This is a genomic window from Methanobacterium sp. CWC-01, from assembly GCF_030323845.1.
In the GTDB taxonomy this organism is placed as follows: domain Archaea; phylum Methanobacteriota; class Methanobacteria; order Methanobacteriales; family Methanobacteriaceae; genus Methanobacterium; species Methanobacterium aridiramus.
Genome location: NZ_CP040735.1, coordinates 743,979 through 762,067, shown reverse-complemented (window position 1 = coordinate 762,067; position 18,089 = coordinate 743,979). Strand labels below are relative to the sequence as shown.

The 18,089-nt window shown below is 46.8% G+C and carries 15 protein-coding genes and 5 tRNA genes; 17 read left to right on the top strand and 3 right to left on the bottom strand.

The window, feature by feature from the left end:
• Nucleotides 1-29 precede the first annotated feature (29 nt).
• The 5 genes from FGU46_RS04155 to sucC are packed head-to-tail and all read left to right on the top strand — an operon-like array spanning nt 30 to nt 3,903.
• Nucleotides 30-239, top strand: a complete 210-nt coding sequence (locus tag FGU46_RS04155) for a 4Fe-4S dicluster domain-containing protein (protein ID WP_286476897.1) — start codon at nt 30-32, stop codon at nt 237-239.
• Nucleotides 229-1,368 carry a 2-oxoacid:acceptor oxidoreductase subunit alpha gene (locus tag FGU46_RS04150; protein ID WP_286476892.1) on the top strand — a complete coding sequence of 380 codons (1,140 nt, stop codon included), beginning with the start codon at nt 229-231 and terminating at the stop codon, nt 1,366-1,368. The genes FGU46_RS04155 and FGU46_RS04150 overlap by 11 nt, the downstream gene beginning before the upstream one ends.
• 3 nt (nt 1,369-1,371) lie before the next feature.
• Nucleotides 1,372-2,247, top strand: coding sequence for a 2-oxoacid:ferredoxin oxidoreductase subunit beta (locus FGU46_RS04145; RefSeq protein ID WP_286476885.1), 876 nt, complete (start codon nt 1,372-1,374; stop codon nt 2,245-2,247).
• A complete protein-coding gene (locus FGU46_RS04140) occupies nt 2,240-2,791 on the top strand; it encodes a 2-oxoacid:ferredoxin oxidoreductase subunit gamma (RefSeq protein WP_286476879.1) in 552 nt (183 codons plus the stop codon). Before FGU46_RS04145 ends, FGU46_RS04140 begins: the two co-directional genes overlap by 8 nt.
• Nucleotides 2,792-2,796: 5 nt before the next feature.
• Nucleotides 2,797-3,903, top strand: a complete 1,107-nt coding sequence (gene sucC, locus FGU46_RS04135; RefSeq protein ID WP_286476875.1) for an ADP-forming succinate--CoA ligase subunit beta — start codon at nt 2,797-2,799, stop codon at nt 3,901-3,903.
• A gap of 53 nt (nt 3,904-3,956) precedes the next feature.
• Here sucC and FGU46_RS04130 read toward each other — a convergent pair whose 3' ends face one another.
• From FGU46_RS04130 to twy1, 3 genes are all read right to left on the bottom strand, one after another.
• Nucleotides 3,957-5,039, bottom strand: a complete 1,083-nt coding sequence (locus tag FGU46_RS04130; RefSeq protein ID WP_286476873.1) for a hypothetical protein — start codon at nt 5,037-5,039, stop codon at nt 3,957-3,959.
• A 145-nt stretch (nt 5,040-5,184) separates the two neighbouring features.
• Nucleotides 5,185-6,048 carry a DUF1002 domain-containing protein gene (locus tag FGU46_RS04125; RefSeq protein WP_286476865.1) on the bottom strand — a complete coding sequence of 288 codons (864 nt, stop codon included), beginning with the start codon at nt 6,046-6,048 and terminating at the stop codon, nt 5,185-5,187.
• Between the two features lie 92 nt (nt 6,049-6,140).
• A complete protein-coding gene (gene twy1 / locus FGU46_RS04120) occupies nt 6,141-7,055 on the bottom strand; it encodes a 4-demethylwyosine synthase TYW1 (RefSeq protein WP_286476861.1) in 915 nt (304 codons plus the stop codon).
• 678 nt (nt 7,056-7,733) lie between these two features.
• Here twy1 and FGU46_RS04115 point away from each other — a divergent pair.
• The 12 genes from FGU46_RS04115 to FGU46_RS04060 all read left to right on the top strand — a co-directional run bounded on the left by FGU46_RS04115 (nt 7,734) and on the right by FGU46_RS04060 (nt 18,070).
• Entirely contained in the window at nt 7,734-8,435 is a 702-nt protein-coding gene (locus tag FGU46_RS04115) for a hypothetical protein (RefSeq protein ID WP_286476850.1), read from the top strand.
• Between the two features lie 238 nt (nt 8,436-8,673).
• Complete coding sequence (gene tpiA, locus FGU46_RS04110) at nt 8,674-9,351, top strand: triose-phosphate isomerase (RefSeq protein ID WP_415926582.1); 678 nt, start codon at nt 8,674-8,676, stop codon at nt 9,349-9,351.
• A 31-nt stretch (nt 9,352-9,382) separates the two neighbouring features.
• On the top strand, nt 9,383-10,624 hold the full coding sequence (locus tag FGU46_RS04105) for a phosphoglycerate kinase (RefSeq protein WP_286476842.1): 1,242 nt from the start codon (nt 9,383-9,385) through the stop codon (nt 10,622-10,624).
• Nucleotides 10,625-10,723: 99 nt separating this feature from the next.
• Nucleotides 10,724-10,797, top strand: a tRNA-Thr gene (locus tag FGU46_RS04100).
• A gap of 59 nt (nt 10,798-10,856) precedes the next feature.
• Nucleotides 10,857-10,931: transfer RNA gene (locus tag FGU46_RS04095), tRNA-Pro, on the top strand.
• An 8-nt stretch (nt 10,932-10,939) separates the two neighbouring features.
• Nucleotides 10,940-11,013: transfer RNA gene (locus FGU46_RS04090), tRNA-Tyr, on the top strand.
• Between the two features lie 185 nt (nt 11,014-11,198).
• Nucleotides 11,199-11,270 (top strand) — tRNA-Asp (locus FGU46_RS04085).
• Between the two features lie 6 nt (nt 11,271-11,276).
• A tRNA-Lys gene (locus tag FGU46_RS04080) sits at nt 11,277-11,350 on the top strand.
• Between the two features lie 25 nt (nt 11,351-11,375).
• Nucleotides 11,376-11,612 carry a DNA-directed RNA polymerase subunit H gene (locus FGU46_RS04075; RefSeq protein ID WP_415926581.1) on the top strand — a complete coding sequence of 79 codons (237 nt, stop codon included), beginning with the start codon at nt 11,376-11,378 and terminating at the stop codon, nt 11,610-11,612.
• A gap of 120 nt (nt 11,613-11,732) precedes the next feature.
• Entirely contained in the window at nt 11,733-13,223 is a 1,491-nt protein-coding gene (locus FGU46_RS04070) for a DNA-directed RNA polymerase subunit B'' (RefSeq protein WP_286476839.1), read from the top strand.
• Between the two features lie 58 nt (nt 13,224-13,281).
• Nucleotides 13,282-15,093, top strand: a complete 1,812-nt coding sequence (gene rpoB, locus FGU46_RS04065; RefSeq protein WP_286476835.1) for a DNA-directed RNA polymerase subunit B — start codon at nt 13,282-13,284, stop codon at nt 15,091-15,093.
• A 34-nt stretch (nt 15,094-15,127) separates the two neighbouring features.
• The gene (locus tag FGU46_RS04060) at nt 15,128-18,070 is read left to right on the top strand and encodes a DNA-directed RNA polymerase subunit A' (protein ID WP_286476828.1); all 2,943 of its coding nucleotides are present in this window, start codon (nt 15,128-15,130) and stop codon (nt 18,068-18,070) included.
• Nucleotides 18,071-18,089: the final 19 nt, after the last annotated feature.

The window sequence follows — 18,089 nt, the reverse complement described above, 5'->3', positions numbered from 1 at the left end:
CATCACCTAAAGAAAATTGGTTGAATGTCATGATTACCATAGACAAGAATTTGTGCAAGGGGTGCAACATCTGCACCGAATTCTGTCCTCATCAAGTTTACGAGGAATCAGGAACCCTGAACAAGAAGGGGGTGCATGTCCCCAACCCAGAACATGAAGAACGATGTACCAAGTGTCAGGTTTGCTCATTGCTGTGTCCTGATCAGGCAATAAAGGTGGATGAAGAGGATGAAAGCTGAAAATCTATTCATACCAGGCAACGAGGCCTGTGCCCGCGGAGCAGTTAAGGCTGGCTGTCGTTTTTTTGCCGGTTATCCCATCACACCCTCCACAGAAATAGCCGAAGATATGTCGCTATTTCTTCCCCGTGAAGGAGGAACGTTCATACAGATGGAAGATGAGATATCTGCCCTGGGAGCGGTGATAGGTGCAGTTTGGGGTGGTTTGAAGGGAATGACAGCCACCTCTGGGCCGGGTTTTTCTCTAATGCAGGAGCACATTGGCTACGCAGTGATGACTGAAACTCCCCTGGTTATAATAAATATGCAGAGAGGTTCCCCCTCTACTGGACAGCCCACCATGGCTTCTCAGAGTGATATGATGCAAGCCCGGTGGGGTTCACACGGAGACTACGAGGTCATTGCTTTATCCCCATCATCAGTCCAGGAATGCTTTGATTTTACAGTGGAAGCCTTTAATCTGGCCGAGAAATATCGGGTACCAGTAATGGTGATGAGTGATGAGATCGTGGGCCACATGCGGGAAAAGATCACCATCCCGGAAATGGTGAAGACTACACCCCGACAAATGCCATCAGAATCTCCGGCCGATTTCCTACCATTCCAGGCCGCCCCGGATGGAACCAGTGCTATGCCTGCCTTCGGTGATGGATATAAACTGCACATCACGGGACTCACCCATGATAAACGCGGATATCCAGATGCATCCAGTCCCCAGGCCCATTCCACCCTGGTTAAACGACTTTGTGATAAGATCCTGAAACACACCGATGATATTGGTCGTATAAAAAGTTGTTATACTGAGGACGCCGAGGTGGTGGTCTTAACATACGGAGCCCCGGCCAGGCCTGGTTTAAAGGCGGTGAGAATGGCCCGTCAAGATGGAATTAAAGCTGGTTTCATAAAACTGGACACAGTGTGGCCCTTCCCTGAGAATGCCATTTTGAAGAGTTTAAAAGGGGTGGAAAGGGTGATAGTGGCCGAGATGAATTTGGGCCAGATATTTTACGAAGTACAAAGGGTTTTAACGGGAGTGGATGTGGAAATGGCTTCAAAGATTGGTGGAGAGATGCATCTTCCTGAAGAAATCCTTGATCTCATAGAATCAGAAGCAAGTTCGGGAGGCTAGAAGATGGACCAAACCAGAGAAAGTCGGTTTATGAAATATTTAAGAAGGGATCGGTTGCCCAACATCTTCTGTGCCGGTTGTGGTAATGGCATAGTGATGAACACTTTCTTCAATGGCATGGAAATGGCACAGATCAGTATGGAGGATGTGATTATGGTCTCTGGAATCGGATGTTCTTCTCGAATACCTGGTTATGTGAAGTGTGATTCACTGCACACAACTCACGGCCGACCCATTTCATTTGCTACCGGAGTAAAGCTGGCCAATCCAGATTTGAATGTGGTGGTCTTTTCTGGAGATGGAGACGCCGCCGCCATTGGTGGGAATCATCTCATTCACGGGGCCCGCAGGAACATAGATCTCACGGTTATCTGTATCAACAACAGTATCTACGGGATGACCGGAGGACAGATAAGCCCCACCAGTCCCCAGGGGAGTTACGGGAGCACAGCGCCATATGGTTCTCTTGAAAATCCTTTCGATCTGGCTAAACTGGTCACCGCCGCCGGAGCGAGTTATGTGGCCCGCTGGACCACAGCCCATCCCCTGCAGCTTTCCAGTGCCATAAAAAAAGGCCTGAAAAACAAGGGTTTCTCCTTCATTGAGGTAGTTTCTCAGTGTCCCACCTATTTCGGACGGAAAAACAGGATGAGATCTCCCCTGGATATGATGCGGTGGATGAAGGAAGAAAGTGTGGTCAAGAGAAAAGCGGACCGAATGGATGAATCAGAACTGATAGGTAAGATAATTGTGGGAGACTTCCATAGAAAGGCGGCTCCTGAATTTTCCGAAAGGGTCTGTCAACTTTCAAGTGACCAATGTCCTGCCGAAAAACCATCGGCGGTTCGATCAGCATACCATGGTGATTCAAGTGCGTAAAGAGATAAGAATCGCTGGCTTTGGTGGCCAGGGTATTATACTGGCTGGAATAGTTATTGGAAAAGCAGCAGCATTGTATGATGGATTACAAGCAGTTCAAACCCAGTCCTACGGTCCGGAAGCGAGAGGGGGGGCTTCGCGTACGGAAATAGTAATAAGTGATCAGGAAATAGATTATCCTAAAGTTCAAAGGCCGGATATACTGGTGGCCATGTCCCACGAGGCCCTCATTAAATATCTGGATGACCTGAAGGATGAGGGAATCCTGATCATAGACCCCGACCTTATCCTGGAGGAGGAAGTACTCCCCTTTGTGAAAGAACATAAAATCAAACTTTACCGGGCACCAGCCACCCGCACTGCCGAGGAAGAAATTGGCCTGCGCATAGTGGCCAACATCGTCATGATTGGGGCCATAACTGGTATTACTAAGGTCATTTCTGAAGACGCCGCCAGAAATGCGGTTAAAGTCAGTGTGCCGCCTGGCACTGAGGAAAAGAATCTATCTGCATTCGAAGCAGGTATCAAGTTAGCTAAAGGATGATTGGAATGAAAATCTATGAATACCGGGCTAAAGAGATATTCAGCCAGGAAGGAATAGCCATCCCCCGAAATAAGATGGTGAAAACCGCAGCAGACGCTCGTCAGGCAGCCGAGGAGATAGGGGTGCCTGTGGCAGTTAAGTCCCAAGTATTGGTGGGTGGCAGAGGCAAGGCCGGAGGCATAAAATTCGCCGACAACCCCCTAGAAGCATACGAAGTAGCTCAGGAACTTATGGGTATGGAAATAAAGGGTGAAAAGGTCAATAAACTTCTGATTGAGGAAAAATTGGCTATTAAATCGGAATATTACCTCAGTGTGGCTCTGGATCGTTCCGCCCGGCAGGCATTGATCATGGCCAGTACTGAGGGAGGAGTGGACATTGAAGAGGTGGCCCAACAGAACCCTGACAAGATTCTGAAGGTCCATGTGGATCCCCGGCAGGAATTCTTACCTTACATGGCCCGGGATATCGCCCGCAAAATGGGAGTAAATGGGGCACTCATCCCCCGGGTAGGGACCTTCATCTTCAAACTCTACCACGTCTTTCAAAAATATGATGCCAACCTAGTAGAAATCAACCCCCTAGTGGTTACAACTGATGGAATAGTGGCAGCTGACGCCAAGCTCGAGGTGGATGATGACTCCCTCTACCGGCAAAAAAAACTGGCTCACCTTTTGGAAGGTACTCGAGACGAATTTGCCTACGTGGAACTGGATGGTGACATAGCCGTCATCGGCAACGGTGCTGGACTTACCCTTAGTGGAATGGACATGCTACAACTCTACGGAGGTAAACCAGCCACTTTCCTGGATATCGGGGGCGGGGCCTCTCAGGAAAACATTGCCCGGGCTCTAAATTTGGTTATATCCAATCCCCAGGTTAAGGTAGTATTTTTAAACGTCTTAGGGGGAATAACCAGGGCTGATGACGTGGCCCGTGGAATTATTGATGTAATGAACCAGGCGGAAAGAATGGTTCCCCTAGTAATTCGCTTAACTGGTACCAATGAGGAGGAAGGGCAGCGAATTTTAAAAGAAGCCGGGGTGAGCTTTGAAACCTCCATGGAAGCCGCGGCCCAGAAGGCGGTGGAGATCCTAGGAACTTTAACTTAAAACTTTATTTTTCAAAATTCTGCAAAAAAAAGATTCTAAAAATATACGAATGGTCACATTGTCCGCCGTATCCTCACCACATGGGCCAGGACTAGGGCCGATAAGACCATGTAAGTCACCATGGCCGCTCCGTTAAAGCTTCGGTTAAAGAGGAACAGACCCACAATGGTCTGTACCAGAAAGGCTGATAAAGCCCCAATTAGTAATGCTTCACGTCCCAGGTACATCCTACTGCCGTTTTTCCTTTTCTTACGATATTCTCGCAGTGCGTAAAATCCGCTGCAGGTAACCAGCAGCACCCAACCCATCAGGAGCAGTAGCCCCATATATCCAAAGTCAAAGGCAACTCCAAAAATACCGGGAAGCATGTAGTCAATATAGTCCTTCTTGGTTACCAGAACCCCAAAAAACAGTGGGTAAGGTAGGGTGAAGAGATTAATGAGGCTCATGGGCAGGGACAGATAACCATCGGATCCGCCCAGGCAATCCGCACCCCAGAAACATGACCCCTGCACATGTCCCCATAACAAGGTATTTTTTATAACCATTTTAAGGCTGGGCATGGCATATTCTTCTAACCTACTTATTCTCAAGAGTGGACTTAATACCGAAGCATTCAATATTCTGGAAAGTATTTCCAGCACACCAAATGCACCCAGAGCAGCGACTACCACAGCCCCTATCCTCTTGGGCGTAATCTTCACACTTCTTTTAAAGCTTTTGGACATGATGATGGTACCCATTATCCAGCCCATCACCCATAAAATTAAAAAAGAACGGTGCATTATCATCCCCGCTATACCAATTACCATGAAAAGGATCCAGGAGAGGGCGGTAATGGATGAAGATTTAATATCCACCTCGCTTAAAAGGCTGGCCGAGGCAGCCAGGGTGACCCAGGCAAACACCGCCACGGCACCAAAGGGGTGGGTGAACTCATGGTGGGATATGTAGGGTAAAAACAGAAAGGCCGCATCTAAACTGAACAATCCGGCCAGTAAAATGGTTAGAACCATGGACAGGAAGAGCACCATGCTCAGGGGGATGGCCACCACATTGAAAAGCAGTATGATGCCCAAGTGGATCATCAATCCCACTTCTATAATGAACTGCAGATGGTTTTGGGCTATTAACATGATATCACTGTTACTAACATTCCCCTTTTCTGTGGCTCTCCTTATAACTCTATTGTTTTATGGTGGCATATTAATCTGACTATTAGAAACGCCTATCTGGATTATGGGGAGTTATATTGAAGGATGATTTTCTTTTTTGAAAGATTTATTGTCCAAGAAGTCCCTGCAGGTAGTTAAACAGGTTCTCTAAAAATGCAGTGATCTGGGCCAATATCCCCTGGGCCTCGCTAGCCTGCTGGGTAGCTTGCTGTAACTGATTTTTAAATTCAGTAAGGTTTCCTTGAGCCTTCTGAGAGTTTGAGATTGCATCTGCAATTTGCTGCGCCTGCTGGTCACTGAGGTTGATGTTCATATTGTTGGCCATGTTGATGACGATGATCTTTATCTGTGACGGATCCTCCAGTTTCTGTTTTTGCACTTCCTCTTTGGTTTTATCAAAAAGTTCGGCAATGGTATCTGGATTCTGCCCAGTCTGGTTTACTACCCGGGTTTCCACGTAAAGCTCCTCTGTCGCTGCTTTTTTGGCTTCATCTGGGATTGAAGTTCCTACCGCAATTTCGTAGGACTTGAGAACACCGGCCAGGGCAGATTCCCCGGTGGCCACGGTGGGGGATGAAACCACCACGTAACCATTCTCTATCCCCGATGATTTCAGGGCGGTGGCATACATCCTGGATGTTACGGTGGTTACTTTACTGGTGTCTACGATGATCTTGATCCCCTGGCTGTAGCTGAGATCCACCAGAGCACATGAAAAAATTTGGTTGGACTTGTAGTTTCGTCCGGTGATATCTTTAGAGATGGCGTTAACTTCTGAAGCAGTTATTACCCGATAGGTGGCATCTTTCAAATCCTTGTCGCTGTGGGACTGGAAATAATTGTACATTGAATCTTTATAAGCCTGATTGGAGTAAGTTGTCTCCCCATAGGTTATGGCTAATCCCTGGGCACTGTAGACCGGGGATAGGGCCACCACTAAGATAATTAACATCAACAACAATCTTCTCATTAAACCACCTCTAAAACATCTTTCAACATCATCACGCACGATTTTAAGTCATATCTCCTATTTCAATTTATTTATAGAATACATGGGCACATTTACTGGAGTAAAAGCACCCGGCTGGCCCGGGATTCGTCTATAATCTTTTTATCACACAAATCTGCTATTGACTGGGCAAAAATCTGCATCTGGGGGTAAGAAGGCATGTTATCCAGTTTCAGTCGTTCTCTAGAACTCCCCACGTACATATAGGCCTTGACTTCCACAAAATCAGGATTGCTGCGATTTATTATGTCGGCATAATCCTGGGGATTGAGCATGTTGTAGTCTTTAACACAGGTCATTCTTATCACTGTACGACAATCAAAGGTGGAAAGGATATCCAGGGACTGGTTTAATTTTTCCCAGCCATCTTCAATCTGGGGCTGGCAAAGGTTTTTGTAAACCTTTTGGGTAGGTGCATCAAGGGATATGTAAAGTTGGGTGGGCTCCACAGACAGGTTTTCTAATTTTTCCGGGGTGAGGCCGTTAGTTACCAGGAAGGTGGTGAACTTCCGTCGACGAAACTCTTCTAGGAGGTCTTCAATGGGAGGATATAGTAGGGGTTCTCCAGCCAGGGATATGGCGGCATTGTTGGGATGCTGAGCCTGCTGGACCTTGCGCTGGTTGGCCTTCTCATTGCCGAAATAACCAACCAGAAGGCTCCGCTGCGCTTTTATTCCATCATCAATTATTTCCTTAGGTTCATCGTAGAGACCCTGCCACTGGGTGCTGGTTATGGAAACATCTCTCCAACAAAATAGACATTTATGATGACAGAAGGGGATGCTGGGTGACATCTGTAGACACCGGTGGCTTTGGATTCCGTAAAACTTTTCCTTATAACAGACTCCCTCATCAGTGAGACTTTTTTTGGTCCAGTGGCAGATCTTGACTGCAGCATGGCCATGAGAACCCACAAATCGGTAACCTTTTTTTTCCAGGTCCTTTAGATCTGCATCTTGAATTGGCATCTGGTGATCATCTCTCCCTAGTATTATTATATATGCACTATTATAGTGTGAATGGAACACTTCCCTATATATAAATATATGGTTTAGGGGGCGGCGATAATTTCCACAAGCTATAAATAGGAGTAATAATTACTCTAACTTCTATTTTTTCCATATTATGCCAAATTAAGGGGCATAAAGTCTAAAAACTAGTATTATTACAGAAATACTAAAAGGTATTTTTGCTTTTTTAAAGTCTTAAAACCATTCATGGATCACTTTTTTCGACTTAACGCCGATTTAAATATTTCAATTCAATAAAGGAAGATGTGATGCTAGGTTGACCTAGTTTGGCCTACGGATGCCTGGATATAAACCCATCAATTATGATGATTTTGGATAAATAGCCTTTGGAAAAAGCTGATTAATTTAAAATACCAACGGAGGAGTCGTCATAGATTTGACTTATTTAAATAACTCCATATAGCGTCTTAAATCTAAAAAAAAGCCCAATAAGTGCCTTTTGATGAGGAAAAAATAGAAAACTTTATATGTAATGCTCATTTGACAAATAATCAAGTCCAAAGGTGTTCCATTTGAGTATGGAACCACGGAGGCGGTATAATCAAGCGACTTAAAATTGGTGTACTCCTATTTGCATTAGGTCTATCCTTATGCATTCTGCCACTGGCCGGTGGAGTGAACGACCAAGAACCAAGTACCGTGAAAGTACAGGAAAAATCTACATGCAGTGATGTTGTAGAAGTAAACGCTGCCTACAAAACCTACTACAAGAAAGTAGTCTATTATAAACGAGTTTACAGGAACGGTAAGTACCGGTATGTTAAGGCCTACCGTTACGTAAAGTCCTACAAATACGTCAAAGCATCAACCAAAACATCTACCAAAACTTATTCTACCTCTTCAAAATATCGAAAAACCTACTACAAGAAAGTAGTCTATTATAAACGAGTTTACAGTAAGGGCAAGTACCGGTATGTTAAGGCCTATCGCTATGTTAAGTCCTACAAGTACGTTAAACAAACATACACTACCTGCAGTGGTGTGGCCACAGTAGCCAGTGACTCGAAAGAAGCAACCATACTACGCGGTGCAGCCCGATACAAATACAGTCATGCTGCCCACGACGGAGCCAACATGGAAAAAATCGGAGCTGGTGACTGCTGGGCTATGAGCGACTATCTACAAACCAAATTCTCAAAAGCAGGCATCAAATCCAGGGTAGTTCAGTACGCAAACGGTTACTCTTCTCGCCATCGTTCGGTGCAACTGTATCAAAACGGTAAATGGTTGGATGTGCCCTACAAAAAATACGGAATCAACCAAATGTTCAGTGCCCAATCCAGCAAGCCAAGCATGAAAGTCATAGCTGGTGGATAAACACTTCTACGAATCTAAAACTCTAATCAACAGTTGAATGCACAACTGTTGATCTACTCTATTTTTGATTTTAAGCATGTTAATTCATTTATCAAAATTAACATCGCCTTTAACTGGTATTTTAACTAATCTGGATGGTAAATGAGGCCCCATTTATCTTAAGGGAAAAACCACAATCCTTTTATGATCCTGCTTTATAAACAGATACACAATACTAGACCTTAATTGGGGGCGTATTATGAAAATGAATGGAAAACCTCTGGTAATTCTAAATTTTAAGACATATCTCGAATCTACTGGATTAAATGCCCTAAAACTTGCCAAGGCTTCAGAAGAAGTCGCAGATGAAACGGGGGTTGCCATAGCAGTGGCAACTCAAGCCGCGGACCTGTGGAGAATATCCGGGGAAGTTAACATCCCGGTCTTCTCCCAGCACGTGGATGCTGTAGATGCCGGTGGACACACGGGTAGTATACTTCTGGAATCAGTTAGACAGGCCGGTGCCCAGGGAACCTTAATCAATCATTCTGAACAAAGAATGGAGCTTGCGGATATGGAGGTGGTGGTTAAGAAAGCTGCCCAGGCGGACATGGTTAGTGTGGTCTGTACCAACAACGTAGATACCAGTGCCGCGGCTGCCACCCTTCAACCCGACTTCGTGGCCATTGAACCCCCAGAACTGATTGGTTCGGGAATACCGGTATCACAAGCAGAACCGGAAGTTGTGGAGGGAACAGTAGAGGTTATTCATAATATAAACCCCGAAGTGGGGGTACTCTGTGGGGCGGGAATCTCCACTGGTGACGATATGAAGGCCGCCCTGGACCTAGGAACGGAAGGGGTGCTTTTAGCATCGGGCATAATCCTGGCTGATGATCCTAAAGAGGCTCTGCTGGGTTTGGTCAGTAAGTTATAGAGTGCAGCGAAATTTTTTAAATAAAGGTGTAATGATGGTCGACCATTCCCTGGACTTTTATACGTTGGATGACCTGGAACTAGAAGGAAAAACCGCTTTGGTTAGGGTAGATATAAATTCTCCAGTAGATCCTAATACTGGTATCATTCTGGACGATACTCGAATTCGTCTGCACGCAGAAACCATAATTGAACTTTCCTCCAGGGGTGCTAAAACGGTTATTCTGGCCCATCAAAGCCGCCCGGGTAAGAATGATTTCACCACTCTGAGCCAGCATGGGGAGATATTATCTGCCATCGTGGGTAAAAAGGTACGATACGTGGATGATATCTTTGGGAGTAATGCCCGGCAGTCCATATCCCGGATGAAGGCCGGTGATATTATCCTTTTGGAGAATGTTCGCTTCTACTCTGAGGAGGTATTGAAGAGGGATCCACCCCAGCAAGCTGAAACCCATCTGGTAAGAAAACTGGCCCCCCTTGCTGATTTCTTTGTAAACGATGCTTTCGCTGCTGCCCACCGTTCTCAACCATCCCTGGTAGGATTCTCCTTTGACATGCCTTCCGTGGCAGGAAGGGTAATGGAAAGGGAGCTTAGAGCACTTTACAGTGCGATTAAAAGTGTACAAAGGCCCTGTGTTTTCGTACTGGGCGGGGTTAAGGTGGATGATTCTATTATGGTCATGGAAAATGCTCTAGAAGCAGGTAATGCCGATTATGTCCTGACCACGGGGTTGGTGGCCAATATATTCCTGTGGGGTTCGGGAGTCAATATAAAAAAGTACAACCGGGACTTCATCAAGGACCGTGATTACTGTGACTACGTAAGGAAAGCTAAAAAGCTGATTAAAAACTTCCCAGACCAGATTAAGATACCGGTGGATCTGGCCGTATGTGTGGAAGACAAGCGGGAGGAATATCTGGTTAAAAAACTCCCTAACCTGCCTATATTTGATATTGGAACCGAAACCATCACGGAATATGCTCAGATCATCAGGCAGGCCCGCACCATTTTTGCCAACGGTCCGGCGGGAGTATTTGAAAAAGAAGGCTTCAACATTGGCACGGAAGATGTCCTGAACGCTATTTCATCTTCTACTGGATTTTCCATAATCGGCGGCGGGCATCTGGCCGCAGCAGCCAACCGCATGGGACTTAAGGGCATCAGCCATATTAGCAGTGGTGGTGGAGCATCTATAAGTTTAGTGGCCGGTGAAAAACTACCGGCAGTTGAGATTTTAAGAGAATCTGCCCTGAAATACCGTTTAAATTGAATTTTCTCCAAATACAATTTATGGGAAAGTTTAGTCTAGCCCCGGTTCTACCCAAAACTTTATATGGAAATATTTCTTAAATTTAGTTGCTCTAACTATGCCTCGGTAGCTCAGTCTGGTGGAGCGCGAGACTTGTAATCTCGTGGTCGCGGGTTCAATTCCCGTCCGGGGCTCTAGGCGTAGTATGAATCCTGACTCACCTGAAAAACAAGATTAATAACAAGATTATGACGGGACCATAGGGTAGCTTGGTCGATCCTTTGGGCTTTGGGAGCCTGAGACTCCGGTTCAAATCCGGGTGGTCCCATCTTAAAACCCGCCTTAGCTCAATTTGGCAGAGCATCGGACTGTAGATCCGAGGGTTGCTGGTTCAAGTCCGGCAGGCGGGACTAAAACTAAGATGTGCAGAACTTAAAAATTTGTGAATCAGGTACTGGAGATGTGAAAGGCTTCTCTATAGATCTTTACACAATTTACATAGAAAAACTAGATGCGAGATCAGATATCTATGGTTCAAAAGTAAAAGTATATAAGTAAGCATAGTTAAACTCTCAATACTCTCATTCTATGAGTTGCCCTGGTGGTGTAGGGGCTATCATGTGGGCCTGTCGAGCCCACGACTCGGGTTCAAATCCCGGCCAGGGCGTCTAGAGGGCCCGTAGCTCAGTCTGGGAGAGCGCTTGGCTTTTAACCAAGTGGTCGCGGGTTCAATTCCCGTCGGGCCCGTTCTAATTTTTCCTGGAGGAACTAAATGGTGAAGAAGGATATCTTAAAACACGAACTTGTTCCAGATCATGTTGTTTTGAAGAAAAACCAAATAACGAAGGTGCTCAAAGAGATGGACGTCCACCCTGAGCAGCTTCCGAAAATAAAGTTGGACGATCCTGTAGTAAAGGCAATCGGTGCAAAAGAGGGTGATATTCTTAAAATCACTCGAAAAAGCCAAACCGCAGGAAAATTTGTTAGTTATCGATTGGTATTAGGATAATAAGGTTTTTAGTAAAAGCCAATTATAAATAGGCCAATTGTAAATAATATTAATAAATTGGAGAAAATTTATAAGATTTAAAATATTTTATCGACGTGTATTTGTTTTTGGAGGAATTTAATGGTGAAAAATGCCTGGGAATTGGTGGATGCCTTTTTTAATGACTACAATCTGGTTGATCATCATCTGAAGTCTTACAATGACTTCGTGGATCACCGCATACAAGATATAATCGACATAACAGAACCCATAGTTCTTGAACAGGGTGATTACTGCATACAAACCGGCCAACTAGAGATTAGGAAACCTTTCATCAAGGAAGCTGACGGATCCAAGAGTAAAGTTTTCCCCACCGAAGCCCGGCTTCGTAACCTTACCTATTCTGCTCACATGTATCTGGACATGGCCCTGATGAAGGGGGAAGCAGCACAGGACATGGAGAAGGTCTATATTGGTGAACTGCCGGTTATGCTTAAATCCAATATCTGTCACTTAAATGGCCTTAACCGTGCTGAGGTGGAGGCAAGTGGTGAAGATCCCCAGGATCCTGGTGGTTATTTTATTGTCAACGGTTCCGAGAGGGCTATCGTTACTATGGAGGAAATAGCCCCCAACAAGGTTATTCTAGAAAGGATCGGAGAGAAGGAGGATCGTCGGGCCCGGGCCATAGTCACTTCTATAAAAAGTGGGTTCCGGGCTAGAATAACACTGGAATACCGGAAACCCAGGAAAAAAGGAGTTTTCCTGCGGATATCATTCCCCTACGTTCCTGGAGAGATACCATTAGTGGTTCTTTTAAGGGCTCTGGGACTGGAAAAGGATGTAGATCTGGTTAACAGCGTTTCTGAAGAAAACGACATACAATTTCTGCTTATAGATGACATACAAACCTCGGAGATAACTACTACCTACGATGCCATCAAGTATATTGGGAACCGGGTGGCCAAGGGCATGACTGAGGAGTACCGGATAAAAAGGGCTGAAGACGTCATCGACCGTTATCTGTTACCACATATGGGAGTCGAATCGGATAAAAGGGCTGATAAAGCCACTTATCTGGCGGAAATGACCGAGATGTTGCTACAGGTAATCTTTGACGAGCGTGAACCCCACGACAAGGACCACTACGCAAATAAAAGACTTAGAGTCTCAGGAGACCTTATGGAGGACCTCTTCCGAGTTGCTTTTACCAGTCTTACTCGGGACATGACTTATCAATTAGAAAGAAGTCTCACCAGGGGTAAAGAACCCTCAGTTAAACAGGCGGTACGTTCTGATGTCTTAACCGAGAACATCAAGCACGCCATAGCCACTGGGAACTGGGTGGGAGGCCGTGCTGGTGTTAGCCAGTTGCTGGATCGTACCAGTTACATGGGAACTTTATCTCACCTTAAAAGGGTGGTTTCACCCTTAAGCCGCAGTCAACCCCACTTCGAGGCCCGTGATTTGCATCCCACCCAGTTCGGAAAAATCTGTCCCAACGAGACCCCAGAAGGACCTAACTGTGGACTGGTGAAGAACCTGGCCATTATGGCCCGCATATCTGACGGTGCTGATCCGGATGAACTGGAAAGGTCCATCAAAAAGATGAAACTCATAAATCCCATATAAAAAAGGAGAAGGATTAATATTCATTTTATAAACTTAATCTGCCATTGGGGGCGAATCTGTGAAAAAATGTAAGGTCTATATTAATGGAAAGCTTATTGGAACCTGTAAAGATCCGGAAGTTTTTGTGGAAGCCATACGGCAAAAAAGACGTTCCGGGGCTGTTTCCTCGGAGACGAACATCACCCACTATCATGATAACAACGAAATATACATCTTCAACGATCCGGGCCGTACCCGAAGGCCAGTTATCGTAGTACAGGATGGAGAATCTCTGCTGAAGGATGAACACATCCAGAAAGTTCAGGATGGGGAAATGACTTGGGATGACCTGGTGGCAGAAGGTATAATTGAATACCTGGATGCCGAGGAGGAAGAAAACACCTACCTGGCCATGTTCCCCGAGGAACTAACCCTGGAACACACCCACCTAGAGATCGATCCGGCCACCATGCTGGGTATCTGTGCTGGAATCATCCCCTACGCCAACCACAACTCCTCTCCACGTAATACCATGGAAGCGGGTATGACCAAACAGGCTCTGGGATTGTATGTATCCAATTATCACCTGCGTACCGACACCCGCGCCCACTTAATGCACCATCCTCAAGTTCCAATGGTAAAAACCAGGAGTATGGATGCTACTCAATATGACCAGCGTCCCTCCGGTCAGAACTTCGTGGTGGCGGTTATGTCCTACGAAGGATACAACATGGAAGACGCTTTAATCCTTAACAAAGCCTCTATAGAAAGAGGACTGGCTCGTTCATCATTTTTCAGATCCTACGAAGCCTCGGAAAGAAGGTATCCGGGTGGACAGGAAGATAAGTTCGAGGTCCCTGAAAACATAGTAAGGGGCTACCGCTCCGAAGAGGTTTACCGGAACCTGGATGAGGACGGAATCGTAAACCCGGAGGTGGAAGTAACTTCGGGAGATGTTCTGATTGGTAAAACATCACCACCAAGGTTCCTGGAAGAAATAGACGAATTCGGAACCGTGGCTGAGAGACGACGTGAAACTTCGGTTACCGTGCGTCACGGCGAACACGGAGTGGTGGATGCGGTATTGCTAACCGAAACTGTGGAGGGAAGTAAACTGGCCAAGATCAGAGTTCGAGACCAGAGACAGCCCGAATTTGGGGACAAATTCGCTTCCCGACACGGACAGAAAGGAGTGGTGGGACTCATAGTTCCCCAGGAAAACCTGCCCTTCACTGAGGACGGTGTAGTCCCCGACTTGGTAATCAACCCCCACGCCATCCCCTCCCGTATGTCAGTGGGACAGGTGCTGGAGATGCTGGCTGGTAAGGCCGGCTGCCTGGAGGGACAGCGCATGGATGGAACCCCCTTCAGCGGCAACCACGAAATAGAGATTATGGAACTCCTTCGTGACAATGGATTCGAAACCGCCGGCCGAGAATCCCTATACAACGGGATCACCGGCGAAAGGATAGAGGCGGAGATATTTATTGGCGTGGCCTACTACCAGAAACTGCACCATATGACCTCAGACAAGGTCTACGCCCGGTCCCGGGGACCAGTACAGGTCCTAACCCGGCAGCCAACCGAAGGAAGAGCCCGTGAAGGAGGTCTAAGGTTTGGTGAGATGGAAAGGGACTGTTTAATTGCTCATGGGGCGGCTTTAGCACTTAAAGAAAGACTTCTGGATGAGTCCGATAAGTACGATGCCATCGTATGTTCCGAGTGTGGAATGATCGCCATTTATGACCGGATACGGGATAGAAAATACTGTTCCATCTGTGGAGAATCAGACACCTTCCCGGTGGAAATTTCATACGCATTTAAATTACTGCTGGACGAACTCAAGAGCCTGTGCATATTCCCTAAACTGGTTCTGGAGGATAAGGCTTGAATTTAGGGTGTAAGAGGATAAGGAGAGATTAAGCTTGACAGGAATTATAAAAAAGATTGCCCAAATCAATTTCGGCCTGCTTTCCCCGGAGAATATTCGGAAAATGTCAGTCACCAAGATCGTGACTCCCGACACCTACGATGAGGATGGATATCCCATAGAGGCGGGTTTAATGGATCCCCGTCTGGGGGTTATTGACCCCGGACTCCGGTGCCGTTCCTGCGGATCCAAGGGTGGGGACTGCCAGGGACACTTTGGACATATTAACCTGGCCCGGCCGGTAATCCATGTAGGATTTGCAGACACCATACACAAGATACTGCGTTCAACTTGCAGTAGCTGTGGTAAGGTGTTACTCACTGATTCGGAGAAGGAGTTCTACATGGGAAAGCTAGATGCCCGGATCCAGAATGAGGAAAGTATCACTGATATCATCAAGGAAATTTACACCCTGGCTCGCCGGGATGACTGCCCACACTGTCATCAACAGGCTGAAATCCGGAAAAACGCCGAGTTCATGATCCAGAGTTCGGAGGAGATCCTGGAGGAAATGGGCGAGGGCATGGATGCCGACAGCAAGAAGAATATCGAAGATCTGATCCAGAAACTGGTGGAACTCGAAGAAAAGCGGGTTTCTGCAGGTAAAATAGATGATGTAGAACCTAATGGGGAAATAACTTCCATAAAGGATGTGACTGAAGAGCTCATCAAGGCCGTCAAGGATATCAAGGGTAAAAATGAGGAGGTCACCAAGGAGCTGCAGGAATTTGTGGAGCCCATCTACCAGGAAGCTAAGCGAGCCCAGCAGAGGACCATCCAGGAGGATATCAAAATCGACAAGCCAGTATCCCTGGTGGAAGGAAACTACAAGCTCACCCCCAGCGAGGTGCGGGAATGGCTGGAGAAAATTCCAGAAGAAGAATACTATCTGGTGGGAATCAACCCCCAAATCGCCAAACCAGAGTGGATGGTTCTAACTGTGCTACCTGTGCCTCCCGTGACGGTCCGGCCCTCCATCACCCTGGAAACTGGTGAAAGATCTGAAGATGACCTGACCCACAAACTGGTGGATATTCTCCGTATAAATCAGCGACTTAAAGAGAATATGGAAGCCGGAGCACCCCAACTCATCGTGGAAGATTTATGGGAGCTGTTACAATATCACGTTACCACTTACTTTGACAATGAGGCCTCTGGAGTTCCTCCAGCCCGGCACCGATCCGGAAGGCCCCTTAAAACCCTGGCACAACGTTTAAAGGGTAAGGAGGGACGTTTCCGAAGTAACCTGTCTGGTAAGAGGGTTAACTTCTCGGCTCGGACTGTTATTTCCCCGGATCCCAACATCAGCATCAACGAGGTGGGTGTTCCGGAGATGATTGCCACCGAGGTCACGGTACCAGTCTACGTCACCGATTGGAACATTGAACAGATGAAAAAACACATCGAAAATGGTTCCAAAAACCACCCCGGTGCCAACTACGTTATCCGGCCTGACGAACGTAAGATACGGGTTTACGATGAAACCAAGGAGTCTATCCTGGAAAAACTGGAACCCGGCTACGTGGTGGAACGCCACTTAATGGATGGGGATGTAGTACTTTTCAACCGGCAGCCTTCTCTGCACCGGATGTCTATGATGGCCCACGAAGTGAAGGTACTTCCGCATAAAACATTCCGACTTAACCTCTGTGTTTGCCCCCCTTACAACGCTGACTTTGACGGGGACGAGATGAACATGCACGTCTTCCAGACCGAGGAATCCCGGGCAGAGGCCAAATCCCTGATGCGGGTGCAGGAACATATATTATCCCCTCGTTTTGGCGGTCCCATTATCGGCGGGATCCACGATCATATCTCGGGTGGATATCTTTTGACCAGGGATGGTTCGGTCTTTAAGGAGGATGACGTTTTCCAGATGGTTAGAAAGTCACAGCTTCCCCTTCCTGAGCCTAAAAACAGGGACTGGACCGGTAAGGAGATATTCAGCCTACTCTTACCCGATGATCTGCATATGGTTTACAAGGCCGAGATCTGCCGTAAGTGCGACGAATGTCTCCGGGAAGAGTGTAAAAATGACGCTTACGTGGTAATTGAGAATGGAGAGCTCATAATGGGGGCTATCGACGAGAAAGCCTTTGGAGCATTCTCCGGTAAAATCTTAGACTCCGTAGTTAAGCAGTATGGTACGGATCGGGCCCGTGAATTCCTGGATTCGGCTACTAAATTAGCCATATCGGGTATTATGAAACGGGGATTCACCACCAGCACTGCTGATGAAGAGATACCCCGGGAAGCCAAGGACCGTATTGAGGAACTTCTAAGTAACGCTGAAAAAAAGGTAGAGCAACTAATTGAAGCATACCACAACGAGGAACTGGAAGCCCTACCTGGCCGCAGCCTCCGGGAAACTCTGGAGATGAAGATCATGCAGGTTCTGGGTGAAGCCAGGGACAAATCAGGAGAAATAGCAGAAAGCTACTTCGGAATGGACAACCATGCTGTGATAATGGCATTAACCGGTGCCCGTGGTTCTATGCTTAACCTGACCCAGATTGCAGCATGTGTGGGGCAGCAATCTGTCCGGGGTGGTAGGATAGAACGGGGATACCGTAACCGTACCTTACCTCACTTCCAAGAAGGTGAACTGGGCGCCAAAGCCAGTGGATTTGTCCACTCCAGTTACAAATCCGGTCTGGACCCCCTGGAATTTTTCTTCCACGCCATGGGGGGAAGGGAAGGACTGGTGGACACTGCTATCCGTACCGCCCAGAGTGGTTACATGCAGCGTCGGCTGGTTAACGCCCTGCAGGATCTCAACGTCAACGAGGATGGAACCGTACGTGACAACCGGGGAGTGGTTATACAGACCCGTTACGGTGAAGATGGAATAGACCCCGCTAAGAGCGACTTTGGTAAGGTGGCCGATATTGACCGGCTCATTGAAGAGATGCGCATCAAAGCCAAGGCAGATAAATAGGGTATATGATTAATGATTT

What these genes read in the sequence shown, in the direction of transcription:
- FGU46_RS04155 (WP_286476897.1), top strand. Translation starts at nt 30, where the DNA reads ATGATTACCATAGACAAGAATTTGTGCAAGGGGTGCAACATCTGCACC.
- FGU46_RS04150 (WP_286476892.1), top strand. Translation starts at nt 229, where the DNA reads ATGAAAGCTGAAAATCTATTCATACCAGGCAACGAGGCCTGTGCCCGC.
- FGU46_RS04145 (WP_286476885.1), top strand. Translation starts at nt 1,372, where the DNA reads ATGGACCAAACCAGAGAAAGTCGGTTTATGAAATATTTAAGAAGGGAT.
- sucC (WP_286476875.1), top strand. Translation starts at nt 2,797, where the DNA reads ATGAAAATCTATGAATACCGGGCTAAAGAGATATTCAGCCAGGAAGGA.
- FGU46_RS04130 (WP_286476873.1), bottom strand. Translation starts at nt 5,039, where the DNA reads ATGTTAATAGCCCAAAACCATCTGCAGTTCATTATAGAAGTGGGATTG.
- FGU46_RS04125 (WP_286476865.1), bottom strand. Translation starts at nt 6,048, where the DNA reads ATGAGAAGATTGTTGTTGATGTTAATTATCTTAGTGGTGGCCCTATCC.
- twy1 (WP_286476861.1), bottom strand. Translation starts at nt 7,055, where the DNA reads ATGCCAATTCAAGATGCAGATCTAAAGGACCTGGAAAAAAAAGGTTAC.
- tpiA (WP_415926582.1), top strand. Translation starts at nt 8,674, where the DNA reads ATGAAAATGAATGGAAAACCTCTGGTAATTCTAAATTTTAAGACATAT.
- FGU46_RS04105 (WP_286476842.1), top strand. Translation starts at nt 9,383, where the DNA reads ATGATGGTCGACCATTCCCTGGACTTTTATACGTTGGATGACCTGGAA.
- FGU46_RS04075 (WP_415926581.1), top strand. Translation starts at nt 11,376, where the DNA reads ATGGTGAAGAAGGATATCTTAAAACACGAACTTGTTCCAGATCATGTT.
- FGU46_RS04070 (WP_286476839.1), top strand. Translation starts at nt 11,733, where the DNA reads ATGGTGAAAAATGCCTGGGAATTGGTGGATGCCTTTTTTAATGACTAC.